The sequence below is a fragment of the Marinobacter guineae genome, assembly GCF_002744735.1.
Classification (GTDB): domain Bacteria; phylum Pseudomonadota; class Gammaproteobacteria; order Pseudomonadales; family Oleiphilaceae; genus Marinobacter; species Marinobacter guineae.
Genome location: NZ_KZ319339.1, coordinates 931,206 through 947,866 on the forward strand (window position 1 = coordinate 931,206; position 16,661 = coordinate 947,866).

Sequence of the window (16,661 nt, forward strand, 5' to 3'; positions counted from 1 at the left end):
ATACCCTTTTCAGCAACTTAGGCAGCATTTCTCAGTCAATTTATGTCTACCAACAAAAGCAACGTGACTCTAACCGGGCTGGCAAGGCGCTTCGTAGATGACGGCCTTCTTGATGAAGCTACCGCCAAGGACGCATTCCTCCAGGCCTCCCAAAACCGAATCCCCCTGATCACCTACCTCACCCAAAACAATCTGGCAGACAGCGCAAAACTGGCTTTCTCTGCTGCCATGGAGTTTGGGGTTTCGGTTCTGGATCTTTCTGCATTTATGACGGAAATGATGCCGGAGAAAGTGGTAGACGAAAAACTGATCCGAAAACACAACGCACTTCCTCTTTATAAGCGGGGAAATCGGCTGTTTATTGCGGTTTCTGACCCGACCAATATCCAGGCTCTGGATGAAATCAAATTCAACACTGGCCTGAGTACCGATGCGGTTCTGGTCGACGACGCCAAGTTGCGAGATGCAATCGACAAGTATCTGGAATCCCAGGACACCACGATGGGGGATCTGGATGACTCGGATCTGGAGGGCGTTGAAACCGAAGGCGGCGAGCAGGAAGACGATGGCGCAGTTACAGCGAGCGAAGTTGATGATGCGCCTATCGTCAAGTACGTGAACAAAATGCTCCTTGATGCGATTCGTGGCGGCGCCTCGGATGTTCACTTCGAGCCCTATGAAAAGATCTATCGTGTCCGGTACCGTACCGACGGCATTCTGAAAGAAGTCTCCCGACCTTCAGTAAAGCTTGCCCCAAAGATTTCCGCCCGCGTAAAAATCATGGCCCAATTAGACATTTCCGAGCGGCGTGTGCCTCAGGATGGCCGGATCAAGATGAAGCTGTCCAAGACCAAGGCGATTGATTTCCGGGTGAATACCCTTCCTACCCTCTGGGGTGAGAAGATTGTGTTGCGGATCCTGGATCCCAGTCAGGCCAAGCTGGGCATTGATGTGCTGGGGTACGAGGAAGACCAGAAAAAGCTCTTTATGGATGCCCTGGCGCAGCCCCAAGGCATGATTCTGGTTACCGGTCCCACAGGCTCCGGTAAAACCGTCTCCCTTTATACCGGTCTGAACATATTGAACACACCGGGCATCAATATCTCCACGGCGGAAGACCCGGCGGAAATCAATCTGGAAGGCATTAACCAAGTTAACGTGAACACTCGGGTGGGTCTGGGCTTCGCGGAAGCCCTGCGGGCGTTCCTGCGACAGGACCCGGACGTAATCATGGTGGGTGAGATCCGGGATCTGGAAACCGCCAACATTGCGATCAAGGCCGCCCAGACCGGCCACCTGGTGCTTTCGACCCTGCACACCAACAGCGCCGCCGAAACACTTACCCGGATGATGAACATGGGAGTTCCTTCGTTCAACATTGCCACGTCCGTAAGCCTGATTATTGCCCAGCGACTTGGCCGGAGGCTGTGTAATTCCTGCAAGCAGGCTGCGGAGATCCCGAAAGAGGTGCTTTTGGAGGAAGGGTTCACACAGGAACAAATTGATACAGGCTTCACGTTGTACCGCCCCAAGGGCTGTGATAAATGCAATGGAGGATATAAAGGCCGCGTCGGTATTTACGAGGTGGTCAAGATTACCGACGAGCTGGCGAACATGATTATGGAAGAAGCCAGTTCCATCAAAATTGCACAGCAGGCTCAGGCAGAAGGCTTCCGAACTCTGCGTCAATCCGCTCTTCGCAAAGTGATTGAGGGAGTTACCAGCCTTGAGGAAGCCAACCGCGTGACGAAGGATTAAGCATGGCAGAGAAAGCACAGAAGCTGGAATCGTACGTTTGGGAAGGGAAAGACCGGAGGGGCAATAAGTCCAAGGGTGAACTCACGGGTGCCAACCTGGCGCTGGTTAAGGCCCAGTTGCGAAAGCAGGGGATCATGCCGGACAAGGTGAAGAAAAAGCCCAAACCACTTTTTGGTGGCAGTAAGAAGATCACACCGTTTGATATTGCCATGCTGACGCGCCAGCTGGCGACGATGATGAAAGCGGGTGTGCCTCTCGTTCAGAGCTTCGACATCGTTGCTGACGGCCTTGAGAACAAAGGGCTTCAGGAATTGGTGATGAGTATCCGGAATGACATTTCTTCAGGTACCAGCTTTGCCGGGGCGCTCCGTAAGCACCCCCGACATTTCGATGACTTGTATTGCAACCTGGTGGATTCGGGTGAGAAGGCAGGTGCGCTTGAAGCGATGCTCGACCGGATCGCCACTTATCTTGAAAAGACCGAAATTTTGAAGAAGAAGGTAAAAAAGGCAATGACTTACCCCATTGCCGTTGTCGTGGTTGCGATTATTGTTACGGCTATTCTTCTTGTGAAAGTTGTTCCTCAGTTTGAGAGTCTTTTCAACGGTTTCGGCGCTGAATTGCCGGTTTTCACCCAGATGGTGGTGAGATTATCTGAGTGGATGCAAAGTTGGTGGTTTGTTGTTTTGCTAGGAATAGTCGGCACTATTTTTCTCTTCAAAGAAGCAAAACGCCGGTCTCAGAAGTTCTCGGATCTGGTCGATAAATACGTTTTGAAGTTACCCGTCGTCGGCGAAATCCTCGATAAATCTGCCGTCGCGAAATTTGGTCGCGTTCTCTCTACCACCTTTGCTGCGGGTGTGCCTCTGGTGGATGCGCTGGATTCTGTTGCTGGCGCGACCGGTAATGCTGTTTACCGCGATGCTATTAACCAGATCAAGAACGATGTCTCCAGTGGCACACAGTTACAAGCCGCTATGCGCCAGCAGGATGTCTTCCCCGTTATGGCGGTTCAACTTACGGCTATCGGTGAAGAGTCCGGTAACCTGGATGAGATGCTGGCCAAGGTGGCAGAGCATTATGAGGCAGTGGTGGATGACATGGTCGATAACCTGACCGCACTGATGGAGCCGATGATTATGTCGGTTCTGGGTGTGCTTGTGGGTGGTTTGATTATTGCGATGTATCTGCCGATCTTCCAGATGGGGCAGGTTGTTGGTTAATGCCCCTCTCCCCCGGCCCCTCTCCCGCGAGGGGGGAGGGGAGATTAAAGCCAGACCCTCCTACATTTTTTAACTCTGGGCGTTTTGATGGTCTCCCTTGATACATTTCTTGCCACCCCTTGGCTTCTTTACCTCACCGTCACACTTTTTTCCCTTTGCATCGGCAGCTTTCTGAACGTTGTGATTCTGCGTCTGCCGAAAATGATGCATCAGGACTGGCGCTGCCAGTGCGAGGAATTTCTGGAGCTCCCTGAAAAACAGCGGAAGCCGGAGGAGCGAATTACGCTTTCCAAGCCGGCTTCTACCTGTCCTTCCTGTGGCCATGGGATTCGGGCTTGGGAGAATATTCCGGTGGTGAGCTGGCTGCTGCTTCGGGGCAAGTGTGCTTCGTGCAAGGCCGGCATCTCTCCCCGGTATCCAATTATTGAGGCCGTTACCGCCCTGTTTTCGGTGGTAACGATTGCCGTCATCGGGCCCAACGAGTCTGCGCTTTGGGCGTTGTTGCTGGTTTGGGCGCTGGTGGCACTTACCGTGATTGATTTCGATACCCAGCTTCTGCCGGATAGCATCACCCTGCCCCTGATGTGGCTCGGGCTGGTGCTGAATTATTTTGGTGTACTTACAGACTTTACCAGTGCCTTTTGGGGCGCTGTGGCGGGTTATCTTTCGTTGTGGTCGGTTTACTGGTTGTTCAAGCTGGTTACTGGCAAGGAAGGTATGGGCCATGGGGACTTCAAGTTGCTGGCCGCTCTGGGTGCCTGGCTGGGGTGGCAGTTGTTGCCGGCGGTGATTCTGCTTTCTTCGGTGGTCGGTGCGGTTGTGGGTATCAGCCTGATGGTGTTCAAGAAGCATGGGCGGGAGGTGCCGATTCCCTTTGGGCCTTATCTGGCGACGGCGGGGTTGATTTGTTTGTGGTTTGGGAGTGAGATTCAGGCATTCTGGTTCGGGTTTCTGGGGGTCTGATCCATGGCGATTATTGGCCTGACCGGCGGGATTGGTTCCGGCAAATCCACTGTGGCACGCCTGTTCGGTGAGCTTGGTGTGCATTGGGTGGATGCGGATGATGTGGCCCGGCAGGTGGTTGAGCCGGGGACGCCTGCGCTGGCGCGGATTGCTGAGCATTTTGGGGAGGGGATTCTTACGTCTGAGGGTGCTCTGGATCGGGCTCGGCTTCGCGGAATCGTCTTTCAGGAGCAGGAAGAGCGGCTTTGGCTCGAATCGATTTTGCACCCTGTGATACGTGAAGAATTGATTCGGCAGTTAAACCCGGAAAACTACCAGCTTCCTTATGTGCTTCTGGTCTCCCCTCTCCTCCTCGAAACCGACCAGCACGAACTGGTTGACCGTATTGTGGTGATTGATGTGCCAGTCGATGTGCAAATTGAACGCACTATGGCCCGGGACACCAACTCCCGGGAGCAGGTTGAGCGGATTATTGCCGCGCAGATGTCGCGGCAGCAGCGAGTTGAGCGTGCGGACGCTATAATTGACAATAACCGCCCTATGGATGAGGTGGAGCGTCAGGTGCGTGAGCTGCATGAACGATTTTTGGTGGACTTTGGCTAACGGGTGTTTCCGCTATTTGCTTGCGGGTCTGGCGGCTGCGATTACTCTGACCTTTTCTTCTCCCAGCTACAGCATCGAGCCTGTGTCTGAGCCGGAGGATCAGCCTCTGGTGGAGATTCTGTCGCCGGATCGGTTGCCTATCGGGTTTTATACCTTTGAGCCGGATGAGTACTGGGCAGAGCCCAGGGACTCCTACTGGCTGAAATTCAGTAACTGGGTGCTGCGCCAGGAGCGTATTCAGGGACCCAGGGTTCAGTCTCTGGGCCAGTGGGCAGATAAAACACTCTCCGGCAGCGAACAGGGCCTTCCGAATAATCAAAGCTACCTGCGTATCGGCTTTGCCACGGAATCGGAGTACGGAGATATTGCGCAATTCGAGCCGGAGGCGCGTTTCCGGCTGGATATTCCGACCACTGAGGAAAAACTCCGGCTGGTTATCGAGAGCGAAAGCGAGGATCTGATTCCTCTCGAAGAGCGCCAGCGGGACCGGCAACTTACCGAGCCGAACCGGTCTGACACCCAGGCAACCGGCGCCCTGCGTTATCTGACGGAAGTGGGTGACGCCATTAACTTCTCCAATGATGTGGGGGTGCGCCTGCGGCTCCCCCCGGACGCATTCTGGCGTGCGACGGCTGAGAAACGGTGGCGCCTGGACGACAAGTGGATCCTGAACGCCCAGCAGCGATTTTATTATTTTCACCAGGACGGCTGGGGCGAGCGAACCTGGATTGGTGCCGGTCGGCCGGTGGGGAATGGCTGGTACTTTCAGTCCTCATCCGAGCTGGAGTGGGTGCACCGGAACCGGGAATTTGCCGCGGCGCAGATTTTCAGTGTGCGGAAGCGGATGAACAACCGGCTGATCGTAACGCCCCGGCTGGGCGTGCTGGGCGAAAGCCAGCCTTCCTGGCGCACCACGTCAGCATTCGGGGATCTGACCTTTCGGTACCGGCTGCACAGCAACTGGCTTTACGCGGAGCTGATTCCGGCATTGGAATTCCCCCGGGAGGAAGGCTTCAAGGACCAGGCTTCGGTGGTTTTCCGCATCGAAATGTTTTTCTCGGGGATTATTGAGGACGATCGCCTGTAATGCCACGACACCCGTCCAAATCCGCAGCTGAGGCCCTCACGCTATCGCCTATTGCCATTACCCGTTCCTGCTTCCGGGACAAGTTTGGAGTGCCGCGTCAGCCCGGGCTGACCCGCCATGCCAGGGCCGACCTGGTTATCCAGTCGCCGTTTGACCGGGAGGATGCGTTCCGAGGGATTGAGACCGCCAGTCATCTGTGGCTCACCTTTCAGTTTCATGAGGCTGTGCGTGCCGAATGGCGGCCCGTGGTGCGCCCTCCCCGCCTGGGCGGAAACCGGAAGATGGGCGTGTTTGCCAGCCGTTCGCCATTCCGCCCCAACAGTCTTGGGCTGTCAGTTGTACGGAATGAGGGGTTGGCCCGAATTGATGGCAGGCTGGTGCTGCGCATCAGCGATCATGACCTGATCGACGGCACGCCGATTCTGGACATCAAGCCCTACCTGCCCTTTGCCGATTCCGTGCCGGAGGCCACCCTGGGCTGGGCCGATTCACCGCCTACAGAAAGGCTGGAGGTGGTGTTCCTGCCAGAAGCGGAGGAGCAGATCCGGCAGCTTTTACCGGAACACTACCCGGAGCTGCGTGCCCTGATCGAGGATGTGGTGGGCTACGACCCTCGGCCCTCTTTTCGCCGGGGGCGGGAGGAAGATCGCATTTACGGCGCCCATCTGTACGATCTGAATGTGCGCTTCCGGTTCGTGAATGCTCATTCACAGAAACGTGTCGAAGTGCTAACGGTCTGTTAAACTGCTGCTGGTGATTTTGTAGTCGACACAGGGAATTCGTGCCTTGCCTTCAAAGCGGTTGTTCGAACGATTGGGAATACGGCCATTGGCAGCAAGACTGCTCGCCTACGTATTGCTGTTCAGCCTGCTGTTATCACTGGTCGCCACGGGCGTTCAGCTGATCGGCGAGTTCGAACGCCGGAAGGCCGATCTGCTGGGCACCCAGACCAGGGCCGCCGAACTGGTTGCCGGGAGCATGAGCAACAACATCTGGCTGATGAACTTCAGCGAGGTAGCCAACAGTCTGGATGACATGAAGGCGGTGCCCGCCATCCAGTTCGCCCGGGTGGTCACCAGCACCGGTGAGGAATTCAGCACCGGCACCTACCCCGACGGCCGGGTAATCACTCAAAGTTTCCCTCTGGTTTTTGACCGTTCCAGCATCCGCAGCCCCGAGAATGTCGGCCGGCTGACCGTCACGTCCTCCATTGATCAGATCCATGAGGAGCTGCGGGACCGGGCCCTGCTGAACCTGCTGTTCCAGTCCATTGTGGTGATGCTGGGCACCCTGGGATTACTGGTAATTGTTCGCCTGACGTTGTCCCGGCACCTGGAATCCATGGCCGACTACGCGGCACGGCTGAACCTGGATGCCCTGGTGGACCCGCTGAAGCTGAAACGCAAGGCCCCGAAAACGCCAGACGAACTTTCCGAACTGGAGCAGGCCCTGAACAAGATGCGCCTGCAGATTCTGGAAGACACCCGCTCCCTTCGCCAGACCACCATACAGTCCCAGGGCGAGCGGGACGATGCGGTGCGGGCCAATCACGCCAAGAACCAGTTCCTGGCCAATGTCAGCCACGAGCTGCGCATTCCCCTGCAGTCCGTGCTGGGTTACGCCAACCTGCTGACGGACACGCCTCTGGACCAGGAACAACGGGAATATGTTCAGACCCTGCTGAGTGCCTCGGAAAGCCTTTCCGCCATTATCAACGACCTGCTGGATATCTCCAGGATGGAAGCCGGCAAGCTGGTGCTGGATGACATTCCCTTTGACCTGCGGGAAACCCTCAACGATCTGGTACACATGCTCGGCGCCCGGGCCCGGGAGAAGGGGCTGGCCCTGGAGCTGCGCATTGACGAGAACCTGCCCTGGGCCCTGAAGGGCGATCCGGTGCGGATTCGCCAAATCCTGCTGAACCTCACCTCCAACGCCATCAAGTTCACCGATTCCGGCCATGTGCTGATAGGCATTGAGGTGTTGGGCCGCAGGGACGACCAGGTCCGGATTCGCCTGGCGGTGGAAGATACCGGCGTCGGCATCAATCCGGAAGATGTGCCCCTGGTCTATGAGCCCTATGTGCAGCTGGGCCAGCAGTTCCAGCGCCAGCTGCCCGGCGCCGGTCTGGGCCTGACCATTTGCCGGCAACTGGTGAACCTGATGGACGGCTCGCTGGAACTGGAAAGCCGGCCCGGCGAAGGCTCCACATTCTGGATGGAACTGACCCTGCCCGTTGCCCCGGAGAACGCCGCCCGGGTTCGGCCGGACACCCGGATGGTGAAGAACCGCCGGATCCTGGTGGTGGACTCCTACGAACTCTCCCGCAAGATGACCCTGGAAATGCTGTCGCGCCATGAGGTGCACATCGAGGCGGTGAAATCGGCCGGCGAGGCACTGACGTCCCTGCGTACCGCGTTCGATGGCCAGCAGCCGTTCGACGCCATTATTCTGGACGGCTTTGTGCCGGATATGGACAGCGACCTGCTGTGTCGGCAGATCCGCAGCAACCCGCTGTGGGCGGATATGCGCCTGCTGATTCTCTCGTCTAACCCGCAACGGGGCGATGCCGAGCATTTCCGCCAGGCCGGCGCCGATGCTTTCCTCAGCAAGTCGCTGCGGGAATCCTGCCTGACACCAATTCTGCACCAGCTGTTTGCCGACGCCGCCAGGCAGGAACGGCACTTTCTGACTCGATTCTCGCTTCAGGCGGTAACAGATACCGCCCGGCGGCGTGAATTGCCCTGCGGCCGCATGAAGGTGTTGCTGGTGGAAGATAACCCGGTTAACCGCACCCTTACCCGCCGGCTTCTGGAAAAACTGGGGTGTGACGTGATGACGGCCAATGACGGCGAGGCCGCCGCCAGCCTGTGGCAATGGCACCCCTTCGATCTGATTTTCATGGACTGCGTGATGCCCCGGGTGGACGGTTTTGAGGCGACGCGCCGACTCCGGGAGTGGGAACAGGTCAATAACCGGGAGCACATTCCGGTCATAGCCCTGACCGCCAGTGCCATGGAAGAAGACGAGGAACGCTGCCGCCGTGCCGGCATGGATTTGTTTGTTGCCAAGCCTGTCAATATTGAAATGCTACGGGCAGTACTGGAACAATACTGTAAAGCGTCCGCCGCCTCCTCAGTCTGAGGCCCGGACATCCAGTTACGTTTCCAAGACGCCAAGGTAGCCATGAACGTTGAATGCCCAACCTGTAGAAAATCCGTGGAATGGACGGAATCCAACCCCTGGCGCCCGTTCTGCTCGGAGCGCTGCAAACTGATCGACCTGGGGGCCTGGGCCAACGAGGAATACCGGGTACCGGCCGAGAACGTCTCACCGGAGGACCTGGACCAGGGTGGGGAAACTACCCGGCACTGAGCTCCTGAATCCTAAACCCGAAACGCCGAGGCAACCGGGAATTACCGCCTTTTAAGTTGAGTGGTCTCAGGCGCCCCGTTACCATACCGCCAAATCAATTAATAACTTACCGAAGGTGCACACATGAAAGCGTCCCGGATTTCCCTGATGATTCTCTCCCTGGCTGCCGCACCGGCATTTGCAGGCGATGTTGACCTGAGCCTTACCAACGATTCGGTGAAAGGCCAGGTGAATTTCTTTGGAAGCAGCAACGACATCCAGCTGGGCACGGGCTACACCTACCACGAAGGCAGCCGTGACATCCTGAACGTGGATTTTCATGCCCAGGGCCGCACCGCTCTGGGTAACCTGCCCACGACCGCCGGCATCGGCATGCGTGGTATCTACTGGGATCAGAGCCGGGCTGATGGCGGCGCCCTGGGTCTTGGCGGTTTTGCCACTGTCAACATTCCGAACGTGCCGGGCCTGTCCTTTACTGGCGGCCTGCACTATGCGCCAAGCATTCTCTCGTTTGGCGATTCGGATGACATGACCAGCCTGGAGCTGCGTGGCAGCTATCGGGTTATCCGCAATGCCGAGATATTTGCGGGCTACCGTTACCTGAATACCGAGCTGGATCGCCCGCTGCGCGGTGATGTGAATCTGGACGAAGGTGTTATGGCCGGCATGAAGATCTTCTTCTGATTCCTGCCTCTTTGTAACGGGCGCCCGGGATCCCCAGACGAGATCCCGGGCGCGCGATTCGTGCCCTTCCCGTAGCTCTTTCGTGCTTTTCCTCACGCTTTCCCGAAAAACCGACTGTTAGACTGTTTGCCTGTACTTTCTGCACGGATAGCCAGGCATGCGATTCACTTTCGGTATACTCCTCTGCTCCACCCTGTTGCTTACCGCCGGATGCGGAAGCGGCGAAGATGCCCTTGAGGGCGCGAGCACCCAGCCCAACGATTTTGCCGGCAGCAAAAACCCGGTGGATGACTTCAGTTCCGGCAGTACCGGCGACTCCACCAACGCCGGCGGACTGGAAACCAATGAAGTCCGGATTACCATGGAAGTGCCGGATGGCGTATCCAGCACTGGCGAACCCACCCGCCGCAACCTGAGAATCGTGCAACCGGACAGGGTGAGCGTTTACTACACCAACACGGCCCTGCAGACCCTGGGCGAGCCGCCGATCTCCACCCGCACCGACAGCGAAGGTTTTACCATCATTGAGTTCACCGAAGGCCTCCCTCTGGGGCCGGACGTGATCATTGAAGCTGTCTATGGCAACACCCGCATGCGGGCCCTCGCCGCCGATGCAGACCGGGATGTGAAGGTGAATCCGTTCTCCGAGTACCTGGTGCGAAACACCCTGAGCAATTATACCCCCGGGGAATTCCAGGCCATTCTGGACTGCGTGGCCGATGCCAACGGCGAGCTCTGCCTGAACAAGTATGTGTGGTCGACCCTGGCCGACCAGGTTCACGACTTCGAGATTGACATTCCCTCCGGTGCCGACCTGCAGGACGCACTTGCCCTACTTGCCGCGCGGGGTGATTTCGCCCGTTACGTGAGTGCCATGGCCGACTACGCGGTGCTGGATGAGTCCTCTTCTGGCAAGATCAGCGCGAGCTCCGCAGACTACAACTCGGTATTCCTGGGTATCGAACTGGACCAGACCTTTCTGGAACCGTCCCTGGTGGACTCTGGCCAATGGGGTGTTCGCACCGCCCAGGAAGAAGTACTGGAAGACGCCAATGGCACCGGCTACGTTTACCCGGCCCTGACCCTGACCAGTTTTGATGCCTTCAACATCCGGGTCACTTCCCTGGCGAATGACATTCCCTATGACCGTGAAGCCCTGATTCATCAGGATGGTAATAATTTCTTTGTGCGCGGTTCTGAAGATTGGGAACGTAACACCCACTCTTCCTCTCCCGGTGCTGCCACCCTGCTGGAAGACACCCGCCTGCTGGCTGGCCGGGCCCTGTTCCAGAGCATTACCGGCCGGGGCAGTTCAAAGATCATCGGCTGGACCCGCAACCCTTACTACCTCAATGCCTTCACCAGCCTTCCGGTGGATGAAACCACGGGGCCGGACCGGGTCATCAGCGGGTATTTCAGCGCGGGCAAGGCCATTGAACTGGAAGCCGAAGGCGACCAGTTGCGGCGGCTCGGCACGCTGGAGGACCAGTATCTGTCTGTGCTCGAGATCAATCTGCTGCGCAAGGAAGGTTTCGATTCAAGCTCACTCAATGGCCGGAATTACAACATCCTGTACCTGGCAACCCGCTTCAGCGATGGGGCATCGCCGATGGCGATTGAAACCGGGCTTGGCCAGTGGCAGATCGACTCAGGCACGGTTAACCAGTCCCAGACCTTCACCACGGTTCAGCGCGGCAATGCCGGCGGCGTTGCCACCGACAACACCGGTACCCGCACGGATGACTGGACCCTTAGCAGCCGGACATCGCGGCTGAGCACGAAAGATGAGGATATTGGCCGGCTGAACCTGGACATAACCACCGCTTCAGGGGACTTCGAACAACCGGACATCGGCATTGGCGCCAGCACCCCTGACGGCACCCTGATGGCCTTCAATCTGGACGATAGCCCCATGGGAGATGGGTTGCTGATCGCTGCGGAGCAGACCGTCGCCAGCGCACCTTCCACAGGCCAGTTCCGGCTTCAGGGGGTGGCACTGGGGCTGGCACCGGATACAAACCGGCTGCGGCATTTCGACAATGCCCTGCTGACCATCGACTCCTCCACGACGGCAACCTTCTCGCCCATTTCCCTGACCAGCAGCCATTCGGTGAGCAATGAGACGGTGACGACGCCGGAACTTCATGAAGATCCGGACATTGCCCTGACCTACACCCAGACCGGTGATGGCCGGGTCCGGTTCAGTGCCGGTAATCTGGAGCTCGAAGGCTTTCACACCGGCAGTCAGGACCAGTTCTTCCTGAGGTTCCGGACTACAGAGGCCAGCGAGGAGCAGGTGGGGCTGGTGATCGCCACTCGACTGCCCTGACCCGTCCGGAGCCATGCCGTAAAACCCAACTGGCAAACGCGCTCGTATAACCTGTTATAATTATTGCTATATCGACTTGGACGAGAGGTTTTATGTCTGCAGGTAAACGGGCTTTTATGCTGATGGTTCCGCTGATTGCGTTTGCGATCGGGGGCAGTCTTTATACGCCATCGGCGAGCGTTGGGCAGAGCCGTTCCGACAACAGCGGATCTGAGCCCGCACTGTCCTCCCTGCCTCCCCTGCCCAGTTGGGCCAATGACGACCTGCCGGACTTCTCAAAATACCGGGATACCACCGAAAAGAAGGCGGCGTTCTTTTCGTTCCTTTATCCGCGCATTGTTCTGGCCAACTCACGAATCCTGATTGAACGGGATTATCTGGGGAGTCTTGCCAGCAAGAAGGAACTGACCGCCAAGGAATATCGCTGGCTGGCCCAGCAGTCCGAGCGGCTGAGGGTGGATGCCGAACCCGGCAGCAAGGCGCAGTTTGCCCTGCTTCGCAAACGCCTGGATGTGATTCCGCCCTCGCTGATTCTGGCCCAGGCTGCCAATGAATCCGCCTGGGGCACCTCCCGCTTTGCTACCAAGGGCAACAACCTGTTCGGCCAGTGGTGCTTCTCCAAAGGCTGTGGCCTGGTACCGCTGAGTCGTCCCGAGGGCGCCAGCCATGAGGTCGCGCACTTCTCATCGCCTTATCGCTCGGTTCGGGCTTACATCCAGAACCTGAACCGGCACCCCACCTACCAGCTGTTAAGGGATGTCCGTCTGCGGGATCGACGCAACAATGCTTCGCTTTCCGGAGCGGACCTTGCCGAGGGTCTGCTGGGCTATTCCGAGCGTGGTGAAGAGTACGTAGAAGAGATACGGGCAATGATTCACTACAACAACCTGGAGTTTTACGATGACGACTTCCGGAGCGTGGTCCGCAATCTGACTCCGGACAGTCTGGAACAGTTGGCATCCGCCGAAACGGAAGCCAGGCTGCTGCCCCGTCAATCATCGCTGAACAGTACCCCGGCTGAAGGCTAGAGACTCCCCTGCATGGTTAATTTCCTCCCTGCGCCGCTGAAGGGACTCCTGGCGGCCTTGCTGATACTGTGTAACACACTGATTCTGTTCCCCGTACTGCTGGTATTTGCCCTGCTCAAGCTGGTGCTGCCGATTGTCGCCATTCGCAAGGGCTGCACCGTGGTTCTGAACAACATTGCCTGGGTATGGATCGGCTTCAACAACCTGCTGATGGATCTGCTGCACAAGGTGGCATGGGATGTTCGGGGCGTGGAGAACCTGAGCCGACGGCACTGGTACTTTGTTACCTGTAATCATCAAAGCTGGGCCGATATCCCGGCCATCCAATACGTTCTGAACAGCCGGATTCCGCTGCTGAAGTTTTTTCTGAAACAGGAGCTCATTTGGGTTCCGTTTCTGGGGGTTGCCTGGTGGGCACTGGATTTTCCGTTCATGCACCGGCACACCAAAGAGCAGATCGCCAAACGCCCGGAACTTAAGGGTAAGGATGTGGCCGCCACCCAGGCCGCCTGCGAGAAATTCCGCTACACCCCGGTAACCATCTTCAACTTCATGGAGGGGACCCGGTTTACGCCGGAGAAACACGACCGTCAGAACTCACCTTATCGGCACCTGCTGAAGCCGAGGGCCGGTGGCACGGCGTTTGTGCTCGGGGCCATGGGCGAGATGATTCACACCATGCTGGATATCACCATAGTTTACCCCCATGGTAGGGCCAGTTTCTGGGATTATCTGTGCGGGCGCATCCGGAGGATCATCGTCGACATTCGGGTACGCGAGATTCCAGGTGAATTTCTGGGGATGGATTACGAAAACAACCGGGAAACCCGGGCCGCGTTTCAGCGCTGGGTCAGTGAGATCTGGGCCGAAAAAGACGCCCGAATCGAAGAACTCAAAGCAGCCCCAGTTCCCGGGCGCGCACAATAGCCTGAGTGCGGGATTTTACTTCGAGCTTGGCGTTGATGCGCCGGGCGTGGGTTTTCACGGTATGCAGGGAAATGTGCAGTTTGTCGGCAATCTCCTGATTTGAAAGCCCCTTGGCGATCAGCTCCAGTACGCCCTGCTCCCGCTCACTGATCGGTTCCGCCAGGGCTTCGACACCACTGGTCTGCGGTTTAATCTCGAAAAGATTTCCCAGGGCCTCCTTGAATGGGCCCTCCGGCAGCTGACCAAAGCCTTTCTCCATCAGATCCTGAAGCTCTCCCCGTAACTCCGAGAACGGACTGATAAAGTGCTCGCGAGCCGCTTCAATAACCACGGCTGTCAGAATCTTCTGGGCAACCACAAGACCTTTTTCATCCTGAACAATGACCGCTTCGAGCAACCGCATGTGCAGCTCAACCCCCCAGGGGATCGTGCCCTCGTAGCGTTCACGAATGCCCTGCAGGGTTTCCCGGGCGCGGATCAGGTCACCGCGGGCCAGATCAATCCGAACCTGCAGACAATCCAGCAGGCCCGGCATCATCGGGAACAGTTCCGGCACACAGCCCGCCTCCCGGTAGGGCGCCAGCTTGCTGACCGCCTGATCGGCGCTATCGATCTGATTCTGGGCCAGCCAGCAACTGGCCTTGAGGGCCTCAAGAACCGGAACGAACAGAGATTCATCCACCTGCCAGGAATGCATGGTGCGCTCGGCCCGGCCAATCCAGACAAAAGCGTCTTCCAGCCGGCCCTGGGCCCTGCACATCAGCACCCGAATGGTCATCGCCAGCAGCAGGCCCAGATCCCGGGTCTGTTCGGCATGCCGACCACAGGTTACCAACAGCCGGTCGGCTTCCGCTTCCCGGCCCTGGTGCCAGAGCACCAATACCAGGTTCAATTGAAGCCGGGTTTCACCAATCCGTGCCGGCCGGGCCAGCTCCTGCATGGCAGTATCCAGGCCGGTGCGCAGTAATTGCTCGGCGTGTTTAAGAGCGCCTTTGCCCAGTTCGATGCGGGCATGGGCATAGACGGCCAGTGCTTCCGAGCCGGAATCCCCCGCTTCCCGGGCCAGCCGTGCCGCGGCCCGGTTGGCTTCCCGGGCTTCCTGGAAGCGACCGGCCGCGCACAGGGCACTGGAACGCACCATCTGCGTCACCAGTTGCCCCTGGGTACTGAGTTCACCTTCTGCAAGTGCCCTGTCGGCCATTTCCAGTGCCGGGGCCACGCTGCCCTCACCCCTGAGAATAAACGCCTTGAGAGCACAGATCCGTGCCGCGTGCTCTTCCCGATCGGACTCCGGCAGGCCTTCAATGAGGGCTCTGGCCTGACGGAACTGCCCGCCAATGGCATGAACCCAGCTGTAGACAATTCGCAGGCGGGCACTGCGCTCAAGCAACTGGGCTGGCAGGCTCTTGCGAAGTCTGAGCAGTGACGCCGTGTCCTGCCCCAGCAGCAAGGCTTCGGAGCCCTCGGAGGCGATTCGGATCACTTCGTCAGCATCCCCCGCCAGCAGGGCGTATTTGAGGGCTTCCGGGAACTGATCCCGCACACCAAACCAGCGGCTGGCCTGAAGCATCCGCTCGGCGTAGCCTGCCATCATGGGGGTTCTGAGCCATTCCTGCATCAGCGGGTTAAGCCGGTACCACCGCCCCCGGCCGGGCAGGGACTTGAGAGGAAGACCTCGATCAACGGCCTGGGAGGGAACGAAACCGGTGTCCGGCAACAGCGACTCAAGGGCCAGGAACAGTTCATCGGAACACAGCTCCAACTCGGCAATACCCCGCAGGGATCGAAGCTGGCCGGGCGTAAGACCACCCAGTACCGATTCTTTCAGGAACCGTTCCACTCCCGCCGTTTCCTGTATCGGTTTTCTCTCCGGATTCCGGGACACTTCACGACGATAAAGCGCCAGTGGCGTTGCCCAGCCTTCGGTGATGTCATACAGCTTGTCTACGGCCACGCTGGTCAGCTGGCTTCCTGCCATGGCCGGCTGGAAGAATTCGAAGGTTTCTGAGCGTGAGAATTCCAGTGCTTCGGAGCCAATTCGGGTAAACCGGTTTTCAAGCTCGAGACCGTGGGTTTCGAAAGGCAGTGCCTTGCGGGAAATGAGTACGATCGAGGAGCCGGCCGGAAAATCTGCAACCAGTTGTTGCAGCAGTTCGACTACGGCCGGGTTGCCGAGATTCTGCAGGTTGTCCAAAACCAGGATCCGTGGCTGCTCCGCGCTCTTGTGGGCCAGCGCCACCTGCATCATCGCCAGGGTGTCTGAGAAGGTCGCGCCACCCTGGCGGCCCTGCTCTGGAGTCTCGGGCAGATCCAGGGCAATGGCGAGCAGTGTCAGAAAGCGTGATGGTGCGTTGTCCTGGGCATTCAGCGCAATCCAGCGGGCCTGATCGCTCGACACACCGGAACCACCAAGTGCGCTGACCACGGCATGGGATTTGCCGTAACCACAAGGCGCCTCAATAAACAGAACACTGCTGGAGTTCAGCGCTTCGGCTATCTTGCTGTCGAGCTTCGGCCGTGCCATTGAATCCGGCGGCACGGCAGGAACCTGCACCCTTTGCCTGAGCAGGCCCCTGACCAGTTCACCCCGCTGAAGACCACTGTTTGCTGACTGGAATTCATCATTGGCTGCACAGCCATCATTGAATGGTTTCACGCACTGCCCCATTTAAATCCGGCCTGAA

The 16,661-nt window shown here is 58.0% G+C and carries 13 protein-coding genes; 12 read left to right on the forward strand and 1 reads right to left on the reverse strand.

Translation table 11 applies throughout. The features are described 5' to 3' along the window. Positions 1-42 precede the first annotated feature (42 nt). From pilB to CLH62_RS04290, 12 genes are all read left to right on the forward strand, one after another. Positions 43-1,758: a type IV-A pilus assembly ATPase PilB gene (gene pilB / locus CLH62_RS04235; protein WP_099616876.1), complete on the forward strand. Its 1,716-nt coding sequence runs from the start codon at positions 43-45 to the stop codon at positions 1,756-1,758. Positions 1,759-1,760: 2 nt separating this feature from the next. Further along, positions 1,761-2,981, forward strand: a complete 1,221-nt coding sequence (locus CLH62_RS04240; protein WP_099616877.1) for a type II secretion system F family protein — start codon at positions 1,761-1,763, stop codon at positions 2,979-2,981. Positions 2,982-3,068: 87 nt separating this feature from the next. Further along, complete coding sequence (locus tag CLH62_RS04245) at positions 3,069-3,944, forward strand: prepilin peptidase (protein WP_099616878.1); 876 nt, start codon at positions 3,069-3,071, stop codon at positions 3,942-3,944. Positions 3,945-3,947: 3 nt separating this feature from the next. After that, positions 3,948-4,547 carry a dephospho-CoA kinase gene (gene coaE / locus CLH62_RS04250; protein WP_099616879.1) on the forward strand — a complete coding sequence of 200 codons (600 nt, stop codon included), beginning with the start codon at positions 3,948-3,950 and terminating at the stop codon, positions 4,545-4,547. Beyond that, entirely contained in the window at positions 4,519-5,634 is a 1,116-nt protein-coding gene (locus CLH62_RS04255; RefSeq protein ID WP_407657758.1) for a hypothetical protein, read from the forward strand. Before coaE ends, CLH62_RS04255 begins: the two co-directional genes overlap by 29 nt. Continuing rightward, a complete protein-coding gene (gene tsaA / locus CLH62_RS04260; protein ID WP_099616880.1) occupies positions 5,634-6,377 on the forward strand; it encodes a tRNA (N6-threonylcarbamoyladenosine(37)-N6)-methyltransferase TrmO in 744 nt (247 codons plus the stop codon). The genes CLH62_RS04255 and tsaA overlap by 1 nt, the downstream gene beginning before the upstream one ends. A 43-nt stretch (positions 6,378-6,420) precedes the next feature. Next, complete coding sequence (locus tag CLH62_RS04265) at positions 6,421-8,778, forward strand: hybrid sensor histidine kinase/response regulator (RefSeq protein ID WP_099616881.1); 2,358 nt, start codon at positions 6,421-6,423, stop codon at positions 8,776-8,778. A 42-nt stretch (positions 8,779-8,820) separates the two neighbouring features. Then, on the forward strand, positions 8,821-9,009 hold the full coding sequence (yacG, locus tag CLH62_RS04270; protein ID WP_099616882.1) for a DNA gyrase inhibitor YacG: 189 nt from the start codon (positions 8,821-8,823) through the stop codon (positions 9,007-9,009). A 123-nt stretch (positions 9,010-9,132) separates the two neighbouring features. Beyond that, on the forward strand, positions 9,133-9,693 hold the full coding sequence (locus tag CLH62_RS04275; RefSeq protein ID WP_099616883.1) for a YfaZ family outer membrane protein: 561 nt from the start codon (positions 9,133-9,135) through the stop codon (positions 9,691-9,693). A 157-nt stretch (positions 9,694-9,850) separates the two neighbouring features. Further along, positions 9,851-12,022 carry a hypothetical protein gene (locus CLH62_RS04280; RefSeq protein ID WP_099616884.1) on the forward strand — a complete coding sequence of 724 codons (2,172 nt, stop codon included), beginning with the start codon at positions 9,851-9,853 and terminating at the stop codon, positions 12,020-12,022. Between the two features lie 92 nt (positions 12,023-12,114). After that, positions 12,115-13,050 (forward strand): glucosaminidase domain-containing protein, encoded by a 936-nt coding sequence (locus tag CLH62_RS04285; RefSeq protein ID WP_099616885.1) that lies wholly within the window; start codon positions 12,115-12,117, stop codon positions 13,048-13,050. A 12-nt stretch (positions 13,051-13,062) separates the two neighbouring features. Next, positions 13,063-13,977, forward strand: a complete 915-nt coding sequence (locus CLH62_RS04290; protein WP_099616886.1) for an acyltransferase — start codon at positions 13,063-13,065, stop codon at positions 13,975-13,977. Here CLH62_RS04290 and CLH62_RS04295 read toward each other — a convergent pair. Further along, positions 13,943-16,645, reverse strand: a complete 2,703-nt coding sequence (locus tag CLH62_RS04295; RefSeq protein ID WP_099616887.1) for a helix-turn-helix transcriptional regulator — start codon at positions 16,643-16,645, stop codon at positions 13,943-13,945. The genes CLH62_RS04290 and CLH62_RS04295 overlap by 35 nt on opposite strands. Between the last annotated feature and the right edge of the window lie 16 nt (positions 16,646-16,661).

Bases quoted from the DNA above. Each gene is read 5' to 3' on its own strand.
- pilB (WP_099616876.1), top strand. From the start codon at position 43: ATGTCTACCAACAAAAGCAACGTGACTCTAACCGGGCTGGCAAGGCGC.
- CLH62_RS04240 (WP_099616877.1), top strand. From the start codon at position 1,761: ATGGCAGAGAAAGCACAGAAGCTGGAATCGTACGTTTGGGAAGGGAAA.
- CLH62_RS04245 (WP_099616878.1), top strand. From the start codon at position 3,069: ATGGTCTCCCTTGATACATTTCTTGCCACCCCTTGGCTTCTTTACCTC.
- coaE (WP_099616879.1), top strand. From the start codon at position 3,948: ATGGCGATTATTGGCCTGACCGGCGGGATTGGTTCCGGCAAATCCACT.
- CLH62_RS04255 (WP_407657758.1), top strand. From the start codon at position 4,519: ATGAACGATTTTTGGTGGACTTTGGCTAACGGGTGTTTCCGCTATTTG.
- tsaA (WP_099616880.1), top strand. From the start codon at position 5,634: ATGCCACGACACCCGTCCAAATCCGCAGCTGAGGCCCTCACGCTATCG.
- yacG (WP_099616882.1), top strand. From the start codon at position 8,821: ATGAACGTTGAATGCCCAACCTGTAGAAAATCCGTGGAATGGACGGAA.
- CLH62_RS04275 (WP_099616883.1), top strand. From the start codon at position 9,133: ATGAAAGCGTCCCGGATTTCCCTGATGATTCTCTCCCTGGCTGCCGCA.
- CLH62_RS04280 (WP_099616884.1), top strand. From the start codon at position 9,851: ATGCGATTCACTTTCGGTATACTCCTCTGCTCCACCCTGTTGCTTACC.
- CLH62_RS04285 (WP_099616885.1), top strand. From the start codon at position 12,115: ATGTCTGCAGGTAAACGGGCTTTTATGCTGATGGTTCCGCTGATTGCG.
- CLH62_RS04290 (WP_099616886.1), top strand. From the start codon at position 13,063: ATGGTTAATTTCCTCCCTGCGCCGCTGAAGGGACTCCTGGCGGCCTTG.
- CLH62_RS04295 (WP_099616887.1), bottom strand. From the start codon at position 16,645: ATGGGGCAGTGCGTGAAACCATTCAATGATGGCTGTGCAGCCAATGAT.